The following is an 18,114-nucleotide window of genomic DNA, read 5'->3' on the forward strand; positions in this document are numbered from 1 at the left end:
GTACTGGCCACGTACCGTAGTGAGGAGATAACTTCGAGGGACCTTTTGCCGGAGGTCACGATGACTGTCTTCTCTGCACGCTCAGCGGTTCCGCCCGCGCGGGCACTGCCCCCCGCACCGGTCAACCCACTTCCCACGCTGGAGGCCGTCCGGCCGACACCGATGGACTGGGCCCGTCGGCGCCGCGCCGAACGGGATGCCCGCCGGATCGAGGCGGCCGGTGCCCGGGCGTTGAGCCGACTCGACCATCTCGGCCCGTCGTGGCACGTGGTCGACTGGCCGCGTACCGAGCTGACCGAGGCCAGCATGCTCGAGCTGGACTACCGGTCCCGGGACGAGCGGGCCGGCTTCCTCGCGATCGGCCCCAGCGGCCTCTTCGCGGTCACCGTGGCCGACCACGGTCGGTCCCGGGTCCTGATCGCCGGGGACGTCGTGCAGATCAACGGCCGGCGCCCGGCGTACGTCACGGAGGCGCGCCGGGACGCGAAGCGGGCCGCCAAGGCGCTCAGCAACGCCGTCGGGCTGCCGATTCCGGTCACCCCGGTGCTGACCTTCGTCGGCTCCGGCGTGATCAGCGTCTACGGGCTGCCGAACGAGTGCCTGGTGGCGACCCACCGGGAGCTGGACCGGCTGCTCGTCGCGGGTGGCAACCGGATCAGTGCCGCCACCGCGGAAAAGCTCTCCCGGGTCGCCCAGTCCCCCGCCACCTGGTTGAACGCCCCGTACCGCTCGGCGGCGGACTACCGGTGGTACGAGGAGGGCCGAACGGCGGCTGACAAGCACGCCGGTCGCCGGTAGCGTCACCAGCCGACGCCACCCGCTCAGGCGGTGCCCGTCGCCGCCCGAGGGGGCGTGCGGGCGGGCCGTGCCGACGGCGGGGACGGTGGACGGCCCAGCCGGCCGGTGCACCGCGGGGGTCGCGGCCCCGGGGAGCCACCGGCTAGCGTGGGGGTGGTGCGGCAAATAGGAGGCGCGGTGGCCCACGTCGAACTCTCGATCTCGGAGGCGTTCCCGACGCCGGCGACCGCCTCGCCGGGACACGGGTCCACCGGCTTCGACGACGCCGACGACCGCGCTCACGTCAACGACCGCGGGCACGCCGACAGTCGCGCCCACGTCGACGGTTTCAGCCGGTGGTCGGAGGCCGTCTCCACGGCCGCCGAGCCGTGTTTGCTGATCGACCGGGAAACCACCATCGCCGCCGTCTCGCCGTCCTGCTGCCAACTGCTCGGTCTCGGCACCCCACTCGACGCGCTCGGCCTGCCGCTGCTCGGCAGCGCACTGCGGCTGCTCGACTTCACCGCCGCCCGGGGTGAACTGACCGAGCAGGACGTCGAGAAGATCCCCCCGCTGCTCGCCCTCCAGTCGGCCCGGCTCGCCCGGGGGCTGCTCCGGGTGCGCTGCCCGGAGGGCCCCGGCACGGACGCCACCACCGTGGACGCGATCACCACCCCGATCCTCACCGACGGCGAGGTCGCCGGCTCGCTCACCTTCTTCGCCGAGGTCTGAAGCAGCCGCAGTCTGAGCAGCCAGGTCTGAAACAGCCAGGTCTGAAACAGCCGCCACCTGAGGCAGCCGCAGTCCGGGCACGGGTTCGCTAGGCGGGCACGCTGGGGGCAGTGCCAGGCCGACAGGCGTACTCATGGCGACTTCCCGGTCACCCATTGGCTGGTCTCGTTGGCCCGGTCGGCCAGCCGGACGCCTCCCGGGAGGTGACGCACGTCGCGATCAGGCCTTTCGCCGTACGGCGGTATTGGGCCCTTGCCACACCCACCGTAAGGTCTCCTCATGCTCGACATCGCTCTGCTGCCGGAGGAGTACGCCGTGTGCCGGCTGCCCGCCGACGCATCGGTGCCGGCCGGCCTGCTGGCCCCTGCGACGGACTCCGGCGTCCTCTCGGTGACCCGGAGCGGCACCGAGATGTCGATCATCTGCCGGGCCGACCAGGTTCCGGCCGACGCCACCGCCGAGACCCCGTGGCGGTGCCTCCGGGTGGCCGGCCCGCTCGACCTGGCGCTGACCGGGATCCTCGCCTCCCTGGTCGTCCCGCTGGCCGACGCCCGGGTCAACATCGTGGCGTTCTCGACGTTCGACACCGACTATCTGCTGGTCCCCTCGGTACGGCTCGTCGAGGCGCTCGCGGCGCTGCGGCAGTACGGGCACCGAGTCGCCAGCTGAGCGGGCGCCGGATACGCGCTGACGGATCGTCCGAGCCTGCGTCGCGGCGACAGTGGCGGCCGTGGCCGCGACAGCGACAGTGGCGGCCGTGGCCGCGACAGCGACAGTGGCGGCCGTGGCCGCGACAGCGACAGTGGCGGCCGTGGCCGCGACAGCGACAGCGACAGTGGCGACAGTGGCGGCAACAGCGACAGTTGTGGCGACGGCGGCACACCGGGTCGGCACCTGGGGAGTGGTCGATCATGGCTACGCCCTACCATTGGCGGGGCAATCCGCCCGCCACACCACCCACGGCAGCCACCGATGCCCGAGGACCCGCCGTGCTCCGTCTCCCGTCGCCCGATCCCGTCGCGCGCCCAGCGCCCGATCCCGCCGCGCCCCCGTCGTCTGGTTCCGTCGCGCCCCCGTCGTCCGGTTCCGTCGGGCACTCGGCGCCGGGCCGGGTCGCCGGTCGGTTCCGTGCCGCCCGGCACCTGCCCGGGTGGCTGGCCCTGGGCGGCTGTCTCGCTCTGGCGGCCTGTGGTGTGCCGCCGGAGCTGAAGGAGCCGCAGGCCACCCCGACCCGGCCGACCCCCACCCCGACGGTCGGCCCGACCGGCAGCCCGACGGCCGCGCCGAGCCTGTCCCCGACACCGACGCCGAGGCCGACCGCCCTGGCCGCCTGCCCGGCCGGCGGACCCACCCGGGACCAGGTCACCGCACTGTTGCGCCGGACCGCGAACCTGCCCCGGTCCGGCCGGGTCACCTTCCAGACCGGGCCGCTCTGCCTGGAGGACTGGCAGTACAGCGTCGTGACGGTGGCCGACCGGGAGCCGTTGCAGGCGGTGACCCGGGGCCGGGCCGGCAACCTGCGACTGGTCACCGCCGGCACCGACGTCTGCAACATCACGGTACGCGCGGAGGCGCCGCCCGGGTTGCGGACCACGGTGTGTGACGCGCCCCCGCCCGCGTACGGCGGTTTGTAGGCTGACGGCATGCCCGGAACTCCGCCGACCCGCTTCGTCTACCTGGGGCCCGAGGGGACCTTCGCCGAACAGGCGTTGCGCACCATCCCGGCCGCCGAACGCGGCACCCGTACCCCGGCCCGCAGCGTGCCGGAGGCGCTGGACGCGGTACGCGCCGGTGACGCCGACGCCGCGCTGGTGCCGCTGGAAAACTCCATCGGCGGCGCGGTGGCGGTGACCCTCGACGAGATGGTCGACGGTGAACCGCTGGTGATCACCCGCGAGGTGGTGCTGCCGGTCGAGTTCGTGCTCGCCGGGCCGCCGGGCCGGACCCTCGCCGAGGTGCACACCGTGGCGGCCCATCCGCAGGCGTCCACCCAGTGCCGGCGCTGGCTGCGCGAGCACCTGCCCGACGCGGTCGTGGTGGACGTGCTCTCCAACGCCGCCGCCGCGCTCGCCGCGGTGCAGGGCGAGCAGGACGCCGCGATCTGCGCGCCGATCGGCGCCAGCCGGCATCGGCTGGCCGTACTCGCCGACAAGATCGCCGACCATGACGACGCGGTGACCAGGTTCGTGCTGCTGAGCAGGCCGGGACCGCCGCCACCCCGGACCGGTGACGACCTGACCTCGCTCGCCGTCTACATCGCGCACGACCGGGTCGGCGCGCTGCTCGCGGTGCTGATGGAGCTGGCGGTACGCGGGGTCAACCTGACCCGGATCGAGTCCCGGCCCACCGGCGAGGCGCTCGGCCGGTACGCCTTCTTCCTCGACTGCGCCGGGCACGTCGCCGACGACCGGGTCGGCGAGGCTCTCCAGGGGCTGCGCAGGATCTGCGCGGAGGTGCGCTTCCTGGGGTCGTACCCGAGGCATCGCGGCAGCACGGCGGTGGCCGACCGGCCGGTCCCGGCGCCGGCCGGGCTCTCCGACGTGGACTACGCCGACGCGGCGGCCTGGCTGGCCCGGCTGCGGGCCGGCGAACTCTCCTAGGGGTCCCGCCGGGCGAACCGTCCCGGGTGGTTCGCCCGGGTACGCGGGGGAAGCGCAGCAGACCGCCCGAAGTTTCTGCGCGCGAGGGCTTCGACACCTGCCGTACTCATTTACACTCGTCGATGGACACCCTTGGTTCACCCGCGGTTCACGATCCCTGGCCGCCGGTGTGCGAGGCACCCCACCGCGCCTCGGTCCAGCCCCCCGTTCCCCGACGAACAGGACCGTCGATGACCACCGTGGTACGCCGAACCGCCCTCGCCGGAGGGCTCGCCGCAGCCCTGCTGGCCGGCCCGCTCGCCGTCGCGGCCACCGCCGCACCGACCGCCACCATCACCCTCAACGGGAGCAGCGCGAGCGTCTCCGGCAACAACGTCACCGTCTCCGGCAGCGCGGTCACCATCAACGCCCCCGGTTCCTACCAGATCAGCGGCACGCTGAACAACGGGTACGTCAACGTGGCCAGCGCCGCCGCCGGAACCGTGGAACTGATCCTCAGCGGTGCCTCGATCACCAACTCCAGCTCCTCCCCGCTCTACGTCACCGACGCCGACGCGGTCACCGTGACACTGGCCGCCGGGACCAGCAACCGGCTCACCGACGCGACGACGTACACCAACACCGAAGAACCGGACGCGGCGCTGTTCAGCGCGGCCGACCTGACCATCGGCGGCACCGGGTCGCTGGACGTCCGGGCCAACTACGCCGACGGCATCGTCGGCAAGGACGACCTGGTCATCCAGTCCGGCACGATCACCGTCAACGCGGTGGACGACGCCATCCGCGGCAAGGACTCGCTCACCATCAACGGCGGCACGATAAACGTGACCTCCAGCGGCGGCGACGGGATCAAGTCCAACGAGACCGAGGCCGGCAAGGGCGTACTCACCATCACCAACGGCAACATCACCGCCTCCGTCGCCGACGACGCGATCAAGGGCGAGAACGACCTGAACATCTCCGGCGGCACCATCAACGTGACCAGGTCTTACGAGGCACTCGAAGGGCTCCGGACCACGATCAGCGGCGGCACCATCAACGCCGTGGCGACCGACGACGCGGTGAACGCCGCCGAGGAGGGCCTGGGCCACATGCAGCCGTCCGCGATCGCCTTCATCCGGGTCACCGGCGGCACGGTGGTGGCCACCGGCGGGACCGACGGCTTCGACTCCAACGGCTCGCTCACCTTCGCCGGTGGCACCGTGGTGGCCAAGGGCTCCAGCCGGGTGGGCGGTGGCGAGGGCGCGATCGACGCCGACGGGCCGATCACCTTCACCGCCGGCACGGTGCTGGGCGCGGGCCTGACCTCGATGGCCGTGTTCCGGGCGGTGCCGAACACCGGCCAGGGCTGGGTGGCGCCCCGGTTCAGCGCCAACCTCGCCGCCAACACCATCGTGCACGTCGTCTCCGGCAGCACGGTGCTGGCGTCGTACCGGACGTCTGCCAGCACCCGCGAGGTGGTCTTCTCGTCGAACCGGATCACCAACGGCCAGCAGTACGACATCTACACCGGCGGCAGCGTGACCGGGACCGGCGTCGGCGGCTACCACAGCGGCGGCAGCATCAGCGGCGCGACCCGGGTGCTCACCGGCGTCATCGCCGGGCGGTACGGCCGGTTCTGAGCAACAGCCGACCGGCCCAGCAACACCTCACCGGCACGGGCCGGAGGCGCCGCGCCCTCAGGCGGGGCGCCTCCGGCAGCCGGACGCCGCCGTGCGCCAGTCAGTCGAGCAGCTGGTTGAGCAGGCCGCCGCCACCGCTCTGCTGCTCCTGGCGGCCCATGCCCTGGATCGGCGGTTCCTCGGACGGCTGCACGATCACGAAGCCCTGGCCGGCGAAGCTCATCGTGAACGCCTCACCGGTACGCCGGCCGAGCAGGGTGCCGAGGCCGAGCTGTTCGGCCCGGTGGTAGCCCGTCTGGAGGCTCGCCGACCAGGCGACCGCCGCCTGCGGGTCGACGTACGTCGGCGCGTCGACGTTGAGCACCACCGGGGTGCCCTTGGTGGTGATCGCGATCCGGCCGTAGCCGCTGAAGACGCAGTTGAACAGGCCGGACGACGACATCATGCCGGCACCGCCGACCATCTTGATGTCGTACTGGAGGGTCGAGTCGAACGCGAGCACACTGGAGCCGTTTATCGACAGCGCGTCGCCGGGCTCCAGGTCGATGATGTGCACGTCCGCCGCGTAGTCGGCGAGGAAGACGTCGCCCCGCCCGCTGATCTTCATCAGCGGGACACCCTCGCCGGTCAGCTTCTGCTTGAGAAACTTGCCGAGCCCGCCCGAGCCCAGCGCCTGGAACTGCACCTGCCCCTGGTACGCGACCATGGAGCCGACCCGGGCCATCGCCTCGCCGTTGAGTTCGATCTTGAGCATCTTGGAGTTCTGCAGCCGCATGCCGGGCTGGTCTGACTCCTTCTCCAGGTTCTCTGCCGAGAACAGCGCGCTGCGCATCACGTTCCTCCTGTGGGTGGAGGACCAAGGGTAGGTAACCGGCGCAACCAGGCAGGTCGCGGGGCCGGGGTCTGCGGTGCTCAGCCCCAGCCGAGGTCGTGCAGCCGGTCGTCGTCGATGCCGAAGTGGTGGGCGATCTCGTGCACGACGGTGATCGCGATCTCGTCGACGACGTCGTCCTCGTTGTCACAGATCCGCAGGATCGGCCGGCGGTAGATGAGGATCCGGTCGGGCAGCACCCCGGCGTAGTCCCAGCCCCGGCTGGTCAGCGCGTGGCCCTCGTAGAGTCCGAGCAGCTCGGGGCCGTCCTCCGGCGAGTCGTCCTCGACCAGGATGACGACGTTGCTCATCAGGTTGAGCAGTTCCTCGGGCACCTCGTCGAGGGCCTCGGCGACCAGTTCCTCGAAACGCTCGCGGCTCATCTCGACCGGCACGCGCCCAATTGTGCCGCACGCGCCGGGAGCAGACCGCCGCCGGTGGAAAGGCGACGGTCCGCACCTTCTGGGATCAGGCGGAGAGGCGGGCGTTCAGCGAGATCTCGGCCCCGGGCGAGAGCAGCCGGGAGATCGGGCACCCCGCCTTGGCGGCCTCGGCCAGCTTGTTGAACTCGGCCTCGTCGATCCCCGGCACGTCGCCGACGGTGTCGAGGTCGATCCGGGTCACCGTCATGCCCGCGTCGGTCTTGTCGAGGTGGACCTGGGCGGTGGTCTCCACCGAGGTCGGCGTGAAACCGGCGTCGGCGAGAGCCTTGGAGAACGCCATCGAGAAACAACCGGCGTGCGCGGCGCCGATCAGCTCCTCCGGGTTGGTGCCCTCGCCCTCCTCGAAGCGGGACTTGAACGAGTAGTTCCCCTGCAACCCGCCCTTGCCGGTGCGGATAGTGCCGGAACCTTCGGTGAGATTGCCCTGCCAGCGGGCGGATGCGGTGCGGATAGGCATGGTGCCGACGCTAGCTCATGCCGACCGGCGACGCGACGAGACGGGGCCGGGAGGCCGGGCGACGGCGTCGCGCCGCGGGTCCGGACCGGGCCGCTGTGCCATCATCGACCGAGGAGCCCGCCGTGGAAGGGACCGCCATGCCCGACGACGTCTCCATCCCCCGCCAGGACGGACCGGAGGGCGCCAGCGTCGTCTCCTGGGGCGACCCTCCGGGTACCCGCGGACGGGCAGGACTGGCCCTGCACCGGCTCGGCCGGGACAGCCGGCTGGTGCCGGTGATCGGTGCCGCCGGTGCCGCCGCCGCCTTCGCCTCGCTGATCGGCGACTGGGCGGTGACCAGCATGACGGTCGAGGGCGCCGAGAACGCGGTCGCGCTGGGCAGCGGAGTCGCGGACATGTCGGCGTTCGGCACGGCGTACCTGGTCGGGGTGTTCGGGGTGGTCGGCTGCCTGGCCCTGGTCCTCTTCGGCTCCCCCGGCGTACGGCACAACGCACGGGTCGCCGGGCTGGCCGGAGCAGGCGCGGTACTCGGGGTACTCGTCGCCGCCACCGGTTCACTCGACACCCTGGCCGACCGCTGGCAGATGTACGGCCAACTCGACGGGATGGTCATCGAGTACGGCCAGGGGCTCGTGCTGGCGTACGTCGCCGTCGGCGGGCTCGGGCTGGCCCTGCTGCTCGCCGGCCGCTTCGTCCGGCGTACCGCCGCCCCGCCGGCACCGGCCGCCGAGCCCGGTAGCCCGGCCGCGGCGGCCACCCCCGACGAGTCCGACTGGCCGTGGCGGCGCCCCCGGCAGGCCGGTGCCCCGGAGGTGCCCGACGATGACGACGGCCGCCCGCCGCCGCCCGACCTGACGGTGACCCCGACCAAGCCGTTCGCCCGCTGAGGAACCCCTGGTCCGTCCCCCGGCACCGGACGCCGGCACCGGACGGGCGTATCTCGATACCCGTGCCGCTCCGCGCGGCGGTAGGCTCGGTTCCCGTGATTGACCTGCGTCTGCTCCGCGACGATCCGGAAACCGTCCGTGCCAGCCAGCGTGCCCGTGGCGAGTCCGAGTCGGCGGTCGACGACCTGCTCCGGGCCGACGAGGAGCGGCGCTCGGCGGTCGGGCGCTTCGAGGCGCTGCGCGCCGAGCAGAAGCAGCTCGGCAAGCGGATGCCAAAGGCCGACCCGGCGGAGAAGGCCGGGCTGCTCGCCCGGACCAAGGAACTCTCCGCGGAGGTGAAGGCGGCCGAGGCGACCGTCGGCGCGGCCGAGGCGGCGCTGCGCCAGGCGCAGTACGCGATCCCGAACGTGGTCGAGCAGGGCGCCCCGCCCGGTGGCGAGGACGACTTCGTGGTGCTCCGTGAGGTCGGCACCCGGCCCGAGATCGAGAACCCGCGCGACCACCTGGAACTGGGTGAGGCGCTGCGGGCGATCGACGTCGAGCGCGGGGCGAAGACCTCGGGCAGCCGCTTCTACTACCTGACCGGGGTCGGCGCGCTGCTCCAGCTCGGCCTGCTGCAACTCGCCGTCGCCCAGGCCGTGGAGTACGGCTTCACCCCGACCATCACCCCGTCGCTGGTCAAGCCGGAGGCGATGGAGGGGACCGGTTTCCTCGGCTCGCACGCCAGCGAGATCTACCGGCTGGAGGCCGACGACCTGTTCCTGGTCGGCACCAGCGAGGTGCCGCTGGCGGCGTACCACTCGGGGGAGATCCTGGACCTGGCCGAGCCGGTCCGGTACGCCGGCTGGTCGTCCTGCTACCGCCGGGAGGCCGGGTCGTACGGCCGGGACACCCGGGGCATCATCCGGGTGCACCAGTTCGACAAGGTCGAGATGTTCTCCTACTGCCGCCCGGACGAGGCGCACGCCGAGCACCTGCGGCTGCTGGCCTGGGAGGAGGAGATGCTGGCCAAGGTCGAGGTGCCGTACCGGGTGATCGACGTGGCAGCCGGCGACCTGGGCAGCAGCGCGGCCCGCAAGTACGACTGCGAGGCATGGGCGCCGTCGCAGGGCCGGTACCGGGAGGTCACCTCGACCTCGAACTGCACCACCTTCCAGGCCCGCCGGCTGAACGTACGGTACCGGGACGAGCAGGGCAGGACGCAGACCGCCGCCACCCTGAACGGCACCCTGGCCACCACCCGGTGGCTGGTGCCGATCCTGGAGAACCACCAGCAACCGGACGGCTCGGTACGGGTCCCCAAGGCCCTCCAGCCGTACCTCGGCGGCCGGGACGTACTCGAACCGGCGTGACCGGGGTGCGCGGACCGAGGTGATCCGCTTTGGTGAGAAGCACTTCACACGAATGTCATGGAGCGACCGCAAAAGGTGAGATACGGTTGCTGCCCCGTCACCGCCGGCCCGACCCGGTAGCGACAGGATCCGGCAGTCTTGCGGGCACGGCGGGTCGCGGGGTGGAGGAGGAACCATGCCCCGACCCGGGTTGCCGAAGCTGATCGCCACCGACCTCGACGGCACGCTGGTCCGCACCGACGAGAGCGTGTCGGCGTACACCCACGAGGTGCTGGACCGGGTGCGGGCCGCCGGCATCCCGGTGGTGGGTGCCACCGGGCGCGGGCCGAGACTTGCCGAACTGACCCGCAACGACATCCGGGCCGCCGACTTCCTGGTGCTGGCCGGCGGCGGCCGGGTGGTCGACCAGACCGACCCGGACGGGCCGGTGATCCTCCGCGACGAGCGGCTGCCCGGCTCCGACCTGGCCAAACTGGTCCAGGCCCTGGAGGCGGAGGTGGGTCCGCTCACCGTGATGGTCGAGGCGCTGGACGCCCCGGGTGCCCCGCTCTGGGGTGACTTCGACGCGGTGTGGCCCTACCCGGAGCGGTTCGAGGCGCGGACCCGGATCGACTGCCTGGGCGGCGACGTGATCAAGGCGTTCGCCCGGACCCCGGACCACGACGTGGATGCCCTGCTGGAGACGGCCCGCCGGATCGTGCCGGCGGAACAGGCGTCGATCACCCAGTCCGGATTCGGCTTCATCGAGATCTGCCCGCCCGGGGTGGACAAGGCGACCGGGCTGGCGGTGGTGGCCCAGACCCTCGGCGTCGACCCGGCCGAGGTACTCGTCTTCGGCGACATGCCGAACGACCTGCCGATGTTCGACTGGGCCGGCTGGGGCCGGGTGGCGGTCTCCAACGCCCACCCCACGGTGCGGCGGGCCGCCGACGAGGTGACGCTGCGCAACGACGACGACGGGGTGGCGGTCTACCTCGACCGACTACTCTCGCGCTGATGGGACGACTACCCCGGCTGGTGGCCACGGATCTCGACGGCACGCTGCTGCGCGCGGACAAGACGGTCAGCCCGCGTACCGTCGAGGCGATCTCGCGGATCTCCGCCGAGGGCGTCGGGGTGGTCCTGGTCACCGGCCGCCCGATCCGCTGGCTGGGACACGTCTACGAGCAGCTGGGCCAGCCGCTGCCGACGGTCTGCGCCAACGGCGCCGTGGTCTACGATCCGGTCACCGACGAGGTGCTCCGGGCCGACCCGCTCGCTCCGGAGCTGCTCGCCGAGGTGGTGCGCCGGCTGCGCGCCGAGGTGCCCGAGGTGGCCTTCGCGGTGGAGGTGACCGACAGCCGCGAGTTCCGCCACGAGACGTCCTATCCGCTCAGCTGGGACCGGGGCTACCCGGACATCCGGATGCTCGACACCCCGGCCGACCTGCACTCCGTACCGGCGGTGAAACTGCTGGCCCGGGCCGGCGCCCAGGACCCGGACGTCTTCGTGAAGGTGGTCGCCGGGGCGCTGGCCGGGCTCGCCGAGGCGACCCACTCGTCGTACAGCGGGCTGGTCGAGATCTCGGCGGCCGGGGTGACCAAGGCGGCCGGGCTGGCCTGGTACTGCACCCGGCACGGGTTCGACGCCGCCGAGGTGGTCGCCTTCGGGGACATGCCGAACGACGTACCGATGCTCACCTGGGTCGGCCGGGCGGTGGCGGTGGCGAACGCGCACCCGGCGGTACTGGAGATCGCCGACGACGTGACGGCGGGCAACGAGGAGGACGGGGTGGCGGCGTACCTGGAGGCGCTGCTCGATCCCGATCCGCCGGCCTGAACCGTGGTACGCCACCAGCCCCCGGACCGGCGGTTTCCGCGCCGAGCCGGCCCCGGGGTGGGCGTGCTGCCTGGCGGGTTACAGGTACTGGCCGGGGCCGGGACCCTCGCCGGGCTGCCCGGGGTTGTTGCCCGGCATCCCCGGGATCATCCCGCCGGGCCCCATCGGCAGCGCGGGACGCCCACCGGAACGCATCTGCTCCAACTGCATCCGGGCCGCCATCTGCTGAGCGACAAGCGCCGCCTGGATGCCGTGGAACAGCCCCTCCAGCCAGCCGACCAGCTGCGCCTGGGCGATCCGCAACTCCGCCTCGCTCGGCGCGGCGTCCTCGCCGAACGGCAGCGAGAGCCGCTCCAGTTCGTCGCGCAGCTCCGGGGCGAGCCCGTCCTCCAGCTCGACGATCGACCGCTGGTGGATCTCACGCAGCCGCTGCCGGCTGGCGTCGTCGAGCGGCGCCGCCTTGACCTCCTCCAGCAACTGTTTGATCATGCTGCCGATCCGCATCACCTTCGCCGGCTGCTCGATCAACCGCGACGGGTCCTCGCCAGGCGCTTCGCCGTCGGTCGGCACGGTGCCGACCGGGCGCCCGTCCGGGCCGACCACCAGCACGGCGCCACCGCCGGGACGCTTGCCCGCCTGAGCCGAGTCGTCGTTGTCTTCCTGGGAACGTGGCACGTCGGTCATGCCCACCATCTTCCCGCAACCTTCTCCGGTGACACGCCCCGCCCACCAGGCCAGCCCACGAGCCCACTCCACGAAACCGCGTCACCGCAGCGCGTCACCGCAACCACGCGCGCCGGGCAGTCGCCGGTGCCCTCCGGCCGCCGGCCGGCGGCCGGCACCGTACGGTCGGCGACATGACCGAGGAGCACGGCACCGGGCCGCACGCCGACCCACGGGCGGTGCTGGAGCGTCCGGCGCCGCCACCGGACGTCCTCCTGCGGTACGGCACCGACCCCGAACAGGTCGCCGACCTACGCATGCCCGACAGGCCGGCCGACGCGACCGAGCCCGCCGAGCCCGCCGACACGACCGACCCGATCGGGACAGCCGAGACAACCGGGACAGCCGGGACGGCCCGGCCGCTGGTGGTGGTCGTGCACGGCGGCTTCTGGCGGGTCGAGTACGACCGCCGGCACACCGGACCGCTGGCGGCGGACCTGGCCGGCCGGGGCTACCCGGTGGTCCAGTTGGAGTACCGCCGGACGGGGCAGCCGGGCGGGGGCTGGCCGGGCACCCTCGACGACGTCGCGGCCGGGCTCGACGCGCTGCCGGGACTGGTCGACGAGGTGATCCCGGCCGGCCGGATGGCGCCCGGACCGCCGATCCTGCTCGGGCACTCCGCCGGTGGGCACCTGGCGCTCTGGGCCGCGCGGCGCGCCCCGGACCGGGTACGCGGGGTGCTCGCCCTCGCCCCGGTGCTGGACCTCGCCGAGGCGTACCGGCTCGACCTGGACGGCGGCGCGGTGGCCGCACTGCTCGGCGGCGGCCCCGAGGAGTTCCCGGACCGGTACGCCGCGGCCGACCCGACCCGCTCGGCGCCTCCCCCGGTCCGGACCTCGATCGTGCACGGCGCCCTGGACCGGCAGGTGCCGGTGGCGGCGAGCCGCCGGTACGCGGCCGGCGCGCCTGGAGCGGCCCTGCGCTTCGTCGAGCTGCCCGAATGCGAGCACTTCGGGGTGATCGACCCGCTGTCTCGCGCGTGGCCGGCGGTGCTGGCCGAGTTACATTGGCTAGCTGGAAGATCAGGCGGCATTGACGCAGCATCTCGTTCCCGGTAGAACCCCGGGAGGGCTGCGCCCCTTAACGCCGCTCCGGGAGGAATCCGTGTCGCAGATGGACCGCAGACGAGCACTCAAACTGCTGGGCGCGCTCGGCGCCACCGGGCTGGCCACCGCGTGCGGCGGCTCCGACGGCCTGGAGACCGAGGAGCCGCTCAGCGACGAGCCGGTACGAATCGGCATGATTATCGCACAGTCCGGCGTCTACAAGCCAATCGGCGACGAGATGCTGCGCGGGTTCCAGCTCTACCTGGACCTGAACGACCAGCGACTCGGCGGCCATCCGGTGGATCTGGTCGTCGCCGACGAGGGTGAGACGCCCGAGTCCGGCCGGGCCGCCCTGGACCAGCTCGTCAAGCAGCGGGTGTTGGCGCTCACCGGAGTGGTCAACTCGGCGGTCCTGCTCGGCCTGCGGGACGCGGTCGAACAGGCCAAGATCCCGCTGATCGCATCGAACGCGTCCCCGTCGACGTTGCAGAGCGTCGTCTACATCTGGCGTACCTCGTACATCAACGACGAGCCGGGTCGGGCGTTGGCGCCGTACGTCAAGAACGCGGTCGGGGCGAACGGCCGGGTGGCGATCATCGGCCCGGACTACGACGCCGGCCGCGACTCGGTGCAGGGCTTCCGGCAGAGCTTCGGGGAGTCCGACGACCGGATCGCCGACCCGGTGATCTGGACGAAGTACTTCCCCGGCAAGCCGGACCGGAATGCCTTCGCCCCGCACATCAACCAACTGGTCAGCCGCGATCCCGACGCGATCTACTGCTTCTTCTCGGGCGAGTCGGCGGTCGAGTTCCTCAAGAAGCTGCGCCTGGCCGGTTACCGCGGCCGGATCTACGCGCCGGGCTTCCTGACCGAGGGGTCGGTGCTCGACCAGCTCCGCCGGCCGGAGGCCGAGGGGATCGTGACCTCGCTCAACTACTCCGCCGACCTGAACAACGCGGCCAACCGCCGCTTCGCCTCCGCCTTCCGCAAGGCGCACGGCTCGACCCCGACGACGTACGCGATGGCCTCCTACGACGCCGCCCAGGTGCTCGACAAGGGGATCCGGATCGCCGGTGCGGATCTCAACCCGTTGCAGCTCAACCTGGCGCTCGGCCGGGTCGGCCAGATCGACAGCCCGCGCGGCCTGTGGCAGTTCAACCAGCCTCGTACCCCGCAGCAGAAGTGGTACCTGCGCGAGGTGAAGCCGGACGGGCAGGTGCTCTCCAACGTGCTGATCAACGAGTTGGCGACGCTCGGCTGACGGTCAGCACGGCAGGGCAGGACGCGGCGTCGCGGCGGGATGGCTCAGGCGCGGAGTTCGGCGACGCAGCACTTGATGCTGCCGCCGCCCTTCTTCAGCTCGGCCAGTTCGACCGGGACCGGCAGGTGACCGGCCGCGGCGACCTTCGCCGCCATCCCGCTGGCCTCGCTGTTCAGCACCACGTGCCGGCCGTCGCTGACCAGGTTCAGCCCGAACGCGAACGCGTCGACCTCGTCGGCCAGAACCGCGTCCGGGAAGAGCTGGGCCAGTACCCGCTGGGCGGCGACCGAGAACGCCGGCGGGAAGTACGCGATGTTGCCGTCGTCGAGCGGGGCCAGCGCGGTGTCCAGGTGGTAGAAGCGCGGGTCCACCAGGCGCAGCGAGACGACCGGCCGACCCAGCGCCTCCTGCGCCTCGGCGTGCGCGGCCAGCTCGGTGCGGAAGCCGTACCCGGCCAGGATCAGGCCGCCGTGCGCCGCCGGGAGGTACGCGAAGTCGCCCTCGCCCTCGTTGATCTCGGCGGGTGCGACGAACGGCCAGCCGTGCTCGTCGTAGAAGGCCCGGTGCGCCGCCGCCTCGGCGGTCCGCTGGGGGTGCCGGAACCGGGCGCCGTAGACGGTGCCGTCGACCACGAAGGCGCCGTTGGCCGCGTAGACCATGTCCGGCAGCCCGGGTTCCGGGTGGAGTTCGTGCACGGTGTGACCGAGACCGAGCAGCGCCTCCCGCAGTCCGTGCCACTGCTTGACCGCCAGCTCCCGGTCGACCGGGGTGTCGGTGTCCATCCACGGGTTGATCGCGTACTCCACGGTGAAGTACTCCGGCGGACACAGAAGATATGTCCGCTTTCTTGGGATCCTCGGCTGGTTCACGGATCCAAGGGTAGGTACGGTACAGGTTTACTAACAGCCAGAACTGTTGCCTGAGAGAGGCGGAACGTTGCAGATCGACGGCGTGGACCAGCGAATCATTGCTTCGCTCGTCGCCGACGCCCGCGCCTCGTACGCGGAGATCGGCTCCCGGGTCTCGCTCTCCGCTCCGGCGGTGAAGCGGCGGGTCGACCGGCTGCGGGCGGCCGGGGTCATCCGGGGATTCACCACCGTCATCGACCCGGCGGCGGTCGGCTGGAGCACCGAGGCGTTCGTGGAGTTGTTCTGCACCGGGCGGACGACGCCGACCCAGATCACCGTGGCGACCCGGCGGCATCCCGAGGTGGTCGCCGCCTACACCGTCTCCGGCGAGGCCGACGCGCTGGTCCACCTGCGGGCGGCCGACATCGCCCACCTGGAGCAGGCGCTGGAGCGGCTCCGCGCCGAGCCCTTCGTCACCTCCACCCGGAGCATGATCGTGCTGTCCCGGCTGGTCGACTCGCCAACCGTCGCACCCGCTCCGGCCTGACCGACGCGGGAAGCGGCGCGGCCCGACCGACGCGGGAAGGGGTGGGGAAGTGGAGCGGGAACCGTGGGCGCGGTACGCCGCGTCGAACCGGACATGACTCCTGGACGGGGAACTCGATCCGGCGCCGCCACCGGTACGGCGATCGTCGCCGGTCTGACACTGACCGGCACACTGCTCAGCGGCTGCACCTCCGCGCCGGAGCCCGCACCGTCGCCGTCGCGCGACCCCGGGGTACCGGCCGGCGGGATGCGGCTGGTCGCCTTCGACTCCTGCGCGAGCGCACTCGCCGGGTTGCGGTCCGCGGCCAGGGCGCACGTCGGGCCGTACGGGCTGCCGGGCGGGCTCGAACCCGCGTTCCAGGCCACCGACGGTGGCGCCGAACGTGCCGCCGGTGCCGACATGTCCGCCGCCGACGCCGCCGCCCCCAAGGCGAACTCCGGCTACTCCGGCACCAACACCCACGAGGCCGGGGTGGACGAGCCGGACCTGGTGAAGACCGACGGCCGGCGCATCGTGACGGTCGCCGGGGGCACGCTGCGGGTGATCGATCCGGCGAGCCGGCGGCTGACCGGCACCCTGCGGCTGGACACCGACCCGGACGACGGCTGGGCCGACGCCGACCTGCTGCTGCACGGCGACCGGGCGCTGGTGCTGGTCCGGGAACACGGGATCGCCTATCGCGGCGGTGTCCGGCCGGGCCGGCCCGGGGTACCGCCGGCCGACGACCAACAGGCCATCGCCGGCCCCCGGCTGGTCCTGGTCGACCTGGCCGGCCCGCCGAAGGTCGTCGGCGACTTCCGGATCGACGGTGGGCTGGTCGACGCCCGGCAGGTCGGCCCGACGGTCCGGGTGGTGATCCGCTCCCGGCCCCGGCTCGACTTCCCGCTGAACAAGGGAGCGGGGCCGGTCGACGAGAAGAAGAACCTCGCCGCCAACCGGAAGATCATCGACCGGGCGCCCGTCGACGCCTGGCTGCCCCGTTACGAGACCAGCACGGGCGGCGGCGGACAGGTCAGCACCGGGCGGGTCGGCTGTGACCGGCTGAGCCGGCCGGCCGTCTACTCCGGCACCTCGATCGTCACCCTGCTCAGCTTCGACCTCGGCGCCGCCGGCCTCGGCGACGGCGACCCGGTGGCGGTGGCCGCCGACGGCGACACCGTCTACAGCAACGGGTCCCGGCTCTATCTCGCCAGCGACCAGCGCTGGCGGGTACTCCCGGCGCTGACCGCCGCCGACCGGGGGCCCGACCCGAAGGACGAGCAGACCGAGATCTACCAGTTCGACGTCTCCGGCACCGGCCGACCCCGCTACGTCACCGCCGCCACCGTGCCGGGTTGGCTGGTCAACCAGTACGCGCTCTCGGAGTGGGACGGGCACCTGCGGGTGGCCACCACCACGGGGCGTACCTGGGGGGAGAAGCCGAAGTCCAGTTCCGCGGTGTACGTGCTGCGCGCCGACGGGCGGACGCTTACCGAGACCGGCCGGGTCACCGGGCTGGGCAAGGGCGAACGCATCTACAGCGTGCGGTTCGTCGAGGGCACCGGTTACGTGGTCACCTTCCGGCAGACCGACCCGCTGTACACAGTGGACCTGCGTGACCCCGGGAAGCCGAAGGTCACCGGCGAGTTGAAGATCACCGGGTATTCGTCGTACCTGCATCCGGCCGGTAACGGGCGGCTGATCGGGATCGGCCAGGAGGCGAACGCGCAGGGGCGGACCGAGGGCACCCAGGTCTCCCTCTTCGACGTCTCCGACCTGACCAGGCCGACCCGGATCGCCCAGCACCACGTCCGGTACGGCCACTCCGAGGCCGAGTTCGACCCACACGCGTTCCTCTACTGGCCGGCCGACGGCACCCTGGTGGTGCCGGTGAGCAGGTACGAGCCGACCGGCGTCGACGGCGGGTCCGCACCCGTCGGCGGCGCACTGGTGCTTCGGGTCGCCGACGGCGGCTTCACCGAGAGCGGGCTGGTCGCGCACCCGAAGCCGCGTACCAACGACACGAGCGGGCTGATCCGCCGGTCGTTGATGGTCGACGGGGTGCTCTGGACCGTCTCGGACGCGACCGTCCAGGCGACCGACCTCGGCACCCTCGGCACGCTGGGCACGATCCCGCTGTGATCCGCCGGT

General features: G+C 72.5%; 19 protein-coding genes. 14 read left to right on the forward strand and 5 right to left on the reverse strand.

What is annotated here, in order from left to right; translation table 11 throughout:
• Positions 1–60 precede the first annotated feature (60 nt).
• The 6 genes from O7626_RS33825 to O7626_RS33850 all read left to right on the forward strand — a co-directional run bounded on the left by O7626_RS33825 (position 61) and on the right by O7626_RS33850 (position 5,731).
• Positions 61–798 carry a hypothetical protein gene (locus tag O7626_RS33825; protein ID WP_278065049.1) on the forward strand — a complete coding sequence of 246 codons (738 nt, stop codon included), beginning with the start codon at positions 61–63 and terminating at the stop codon, positions 796–798.
• Positions 799–954: 156 nt separating this feature from the next.
• Positions 955–1,509: a PAS domain-containing protein gene (locus O7626_RS33830; RefSeq protein ID WP_278065050.1), complete on the forward strand. Its 555-nt coding sequence runs from the start codon at positions 955–957 to the stop codon at positions 1,507–1,509.
• A 279-nt stretch (positions 1,510–1,788) separates the two neighbouring features.
• Positions 1,789–2,178, forward strand: coding sequence for an ACT domain-containing protein (locus tag O7626_RS33835; protein WP_278065051.1), 390 nt, complete (start codon positions 1,789–1,791; stop codon positions 2,176–2,178).
• Between the two features lie 320 nt (positions 2,179–2,498).
• Positions 2,499–3,143, forward strand: coding sequence for a hypothetical protein (locus O7626_RS33840; protein ID WP_278065052.1), 645 nt, complete (start codon positions 2,499–2,501; stop codon positions 3,141–3,143).
• Between the two features lie 9 nt (positions 3,144–3,152).
• Positions 3,153–4,109, forward strand: coding sequence for a prephenate dehydratase (gene pheA, locus O7626_RS33845; protein WP_278065053.1), 957 nt, complete (start codon positions 3,153–3,155; stop codon positions 4,107–4,109).
• 230 nt (positions 4,110–4,339) lie between these two features.
• Positions 4,340–5,731 carry a carbohydrate-binding domain-containing protein gene (locus O7626_RS33850; protein ID WP_278065054.1) on the forward strand — a complete coding sequence of 464 codons (1,392 nt, stop codon included), beginning with the start codon at positions 4,340–4,342 and terminating at the stop codon, positions 5,729–5,731.
• Positions 5,732–5,831: 100 nt separating this feature from the next.
• Here O7626_RS33850 and O7626_RS33855 read toward each other — a convergent pair whose 3' ends face one another.
• From O7626_RS33855 to O7626_RS33865, 3 genes are all read right to left on the reverse strand, one after another.
• Entirely contained in the window at positions 5,832–6,563 is a 732-nt protein-coding gene (locus O7626_RS33855) for an AIM24 family protein (RefSeq protein WP_278065055.1), read from the reverse strand.
• Positions 6,564–6,643: 80 nt separating this feature from the next.
• On the reverse strand, positions 6,644–6,985 hold the full coding sequence (locus O7626_RS33860; protein ID WP_278066441.1) for a metallopeptidase family protein: 342 nt from the start codon (positions 6,983–6,985) through the stop codon (positions 6,644–6,646).
• Between the two features lie 85 nt (positions 6,986–7,070).
• Positions 7,071–7,502: an OsmC family protein gene (locus O7626_RS33865; RefSeq protein ID WP_203859424.1), complete on the reverse strand. Its 432-nt coding sequence runs from the start codon at positions 7,500–7,502 to the stop codon at positions 7,071–7,073.
• A 122-nt stretch (positions 7,503–7,624) separates the two neighbouring features.
• Here O7626_RS33865 and O7626_RS33870 point away from each other — a divergent pair, with 122 nt between their 5' ends.
• The 4 genes from O7626_RS33870 (at position 7,625) to O7626_RS33885 (ending at position 11,559) form a co-directional block, all read left to right on the forward strand.
• On the forward strand, positions 7,625–8,389 hold the full coding sequence (locus tag O7626_RS33870) for a hypothetical protein (protein WP_278065056.1): 765 nt from the start codon (positions 7,625–7,627) through the stop codon (positions 8,387–8,389).
• Positions 8,390–8,484: 95 nt separating this feature from the next.
• Positions 8,485–9,741, forward strand: a complete 1,257-nt coding sequence (gene serS, locus O7626_RS33875) for a serine--tRNA ligase (RefSeq protein WP_278065057.1) — start codon at positions 8,485–8,487, stop codon at positions 9,739–9,741.
• A gap of 175 nt (positions 9,742–9,916) precedes the next feature.
• Complete coding sequence (locus tag O7626_RS33880) at positions 9,917–10,738, forward strand: Cof-type HAD-IIB family hydrolase (protein ID WP_278065058.1); 822 nt, start codon at positions 9,917–9,919, stop codon at positions 10,736–10,738.
• The gene (locus O7626_RS33885; protein WP_278065059.1) at positions 10,738–11,559 is read left to right on the forward strand and encodes an HAD family hydrolase; all 822 of its coding nucleotides are present in this window, start codon (positions 10,738–10,740) and stop codon (positions 11,557–11,559) included. Before O7626_RS33880 ends, O7626_RS33885 begins: the two co-directional genes overlap by 1 nt.
• A gap of 78 nt (positions 11,560–11,637) precedes the next feature.
• On the opposite strand, the gene O7626_RS33890 is transcribed toward O7626_RS33885, so the two are convergent.
• The gene (locus O7626_RS33890) at positions 11,638–12,252 is read right to left on the reverse strand and encodes a bacterial proteasome activator family protein (protein WP_278065060.1); all 615 of its coding nucleotides are present in this window, start codon (positions 12,250–12,252) and stop codon (positions 11,638–11,640) included.
• A 164-nt stretch (positions 12,253–12,416) separates the two neighbouring features.
• On the opposite strand from O7626_RS33890, the gene O7626_RS33895 reads away from it, so the two are divergent.
• Together O7626_RS33895 and O7626_RS33900 are read left to right on the forward strand one after the other, a co-directional pair.
• A complete protein-coding gene (locus O7626_RS33895; RefSeq protein ID WP_278065061.1) occupies positions 12,417–13,340 on the forward strand; it encodes an alpha/beta hydrolase in 924 nt (307 codons plus the stop codon).
• A 46-nt stretch (positions 13,341–13,386) separates the two neighbouring features.
• On the forward strand, positions 13,387–14,589 hold the full coding sequence (locus O7626_RS33900; RefSeq protein WP_278065062.1) for an ABC transporter substrate-binding protein: 1,203 nt from the start codon (positions 13,387–13,389) through the stop codon (positions 14,587–14,589).
• Positions 14,590–14,633: 44 nt separating this feature from the next.
• Here O7626_RS33900 and ddaH read toward each other — a convergent pair whose 3' ends face one another.
• Complete coding sequence (ddaH, locus tag O7626_RS33905; RefSeq protein ID WP_278065063.1) at positions 14,634–15,458, reverse strand: dimethylargininase; 825 nt, start codon at positions 15,456–15,458, stop codon at positions 14,634–14,636.
• Positions 15,459–15,525: 67 nt separating this feature from the next.
• Here ddaH and O7626_RS33910 point away from each other — a divergent pair, with 67 nt between their 5' ends.
• Positions 15,526–15,984, forward strand: a complete 459-nt coding sequence (locus tag O7626_RS33910) for an Lrp/AsnC family transcriptional regulator (protein ID WP_278066442.1) — start codon at positions 15,526–15,528, stop codon at positions 15,982–15,984.
• A gap of 93 nt (positions 15,985–16,077) precedes the next feature.
• Positions 16,078–18,105 (forward strand): beta-propeller domain-containing protein, encoded by a 2,028-nt coding sequence (locus O7626_RS33915; RefSeq protein ID WP_278065064.1) that lies wholly within the window; start codon positions 16,078–16,080, stop codon positions 18,103–18,105.
• Positions 18,106–18,114: the final 9 nt, after the last annotated feature.

It is taken from the genome of Micromonospora sp. WMMD1102 (assembly GCF_029626265.1).
Taxonomy (GTDB): Bacteria; Actinomycetota; Actinomycetes; order Mycobacteriales; family Micromonosporaceae; genus Plantactinospora.